Below are 1,248 nucleotides of genomic sequence, written 5' to 3'. Positions count from 1 at the left end.
TGTTGGGGGTAAACCCCCAATTGCTAAAGCAAAAAGCTAGCCATAACGGCTAGCTAATTCATTTGTTATCTTTTATTCTATGTCTTCTAGATTTTATAAACGTATTTATAGCAAAAGTACCATTATCAGCTAACAAAGGGAACCAATCATCAAATCTATGCTCCATAGCATAAATCCATAGTTCTTCGTATTCTCTTATGTCATTTTCAACTATAAAAGAAGTCATTTCTTTAAACATCTCATATCTGCTTGCAGACGTCGGTTTTAACATCTCTAGAATATCTGCTCCACCATGAGCAATCATATCTTCACGATCATACTGATATTTCTCAGGATTATCCATATGCAACATATATCTAACAAGACCTTTAGCAGAACCACACCTTTGTGGAACAGTCGCATTTATTCTTTCGGTCAATTCCAATATCTGATTATAACTTTTAACCCCATCATACATAACCAATATATGCTTATGAGCCTTTTTTATCTCTCCATTTGGATTAGTATCCTTATCATGTAATGGAGATTCAACCCATTGTATATGTTCATCATCTAATATATCTCTCCAACCTTCAGAAACACTTTCTGGGTAAATTACAAACGTCCAATTTCTAGTTCTTACATTACCTTGTGATGCTTTATTTGCCATGATATAATTACCTCCGAATACAAGTTTATGCTGCCATAGCCACATGGCAGTATTTTTTTATCTATTTTTATGCTTTTTATCAAAATCTTGCAAAGCCAACGCAATTACCGCACTTTTTGAAACTCCTAAATATTTCGCTAATTCATCTAACTTTTCCGACATCTCATCTTTCAAAGTCACTTGCAATCTTTTACTCATAATTGTAACCACCTTTCAATTATTACAGTCAATAATACACAAAATAACATCATAATTCAATCGTTTATACACAAAAAGTGACCGTGAACAATGAACAACACTGGGGGGTCGTAGTACCCCAGTGTTGAAAACCTAAAGTCAAAACCCACCATATTATTACTTGTAATAGAATTTCCTTTTGACTTCACGATATCGAAAGTAATGATTTGGATTGGTTGTTAACTTGGATTAATCCAAGTTACAACTGCACCAATCGCCACTGAAGTGGCTATCATTATTTCTTTGTTCGTCAAAAGTATTTCTCCTATCACAAGTTATAATGTGGTTTGGCAAGCGTGGTATTTGCTAGCCACTTCATTCGCTAACGCTCATTTCGTTCTGCAAATACCCTTGTTGGGGGT

Annotated in this window: 2 protein-coding genes; both read right to left on the bottom strand. The window is 34.6% G+C overall.

The genetic code is table 11. The features are described 5' to 3' along the window. Nucleotides 1-58: 58 nt before the first annotated feature. A complete protein-coding gene (locus tag KA824_RS11405; protein WP_103388019.1) occupies nucleotides 59-649 on the bottom strand; it encodes a replication protein in 591 nt (196 codons plus the stop codon). Between the two features lie 57 nt (nucleotides 650-706). Then, complete coding sequence (locus KA824_RS11400; RefSeq protein ID WP_031917823.1) at nucleotides 707-847, bottom strand: ribbon-helix-helix domain-containing protein; 141 nt, start codon at nucleotides 845-847, stop codon at nucleotides 707-709. Between the last annotated feature and the right edge of the window lie 401 nt (nucleotides 848-1,248).

Source organism: Staphylococcus sp. GDY8P198P (assembly GCF_017891615.1).
GTDB lineage: Bacteria > Bacillota > Bacilli > Staphylococcales > Staphylococcaceae > Staphylococcus > Staphylococcus cohnii.
The sequence above is the reverse complement of the archived record's forward strand: the minus strand, read 5'-3'. Positions and strand labels throughout refer to the sequence as shown.

Coding starts and splice junctions, on each gene's coding strand:
- KA824_RS11405 (WP_103388019.1), bottom strand. CDS start 649: ATGGCAAATAAAGCATCACAAGGTAATGTAAGAACTAGAAATTGGACG.
- KA824_RS11400 (WP_031917823.1), bottom strand. CDS start 847: ATGAGTAAAAGATTGCAAGTGACTTTGAAAGATGAGATGTCGGAAAAG.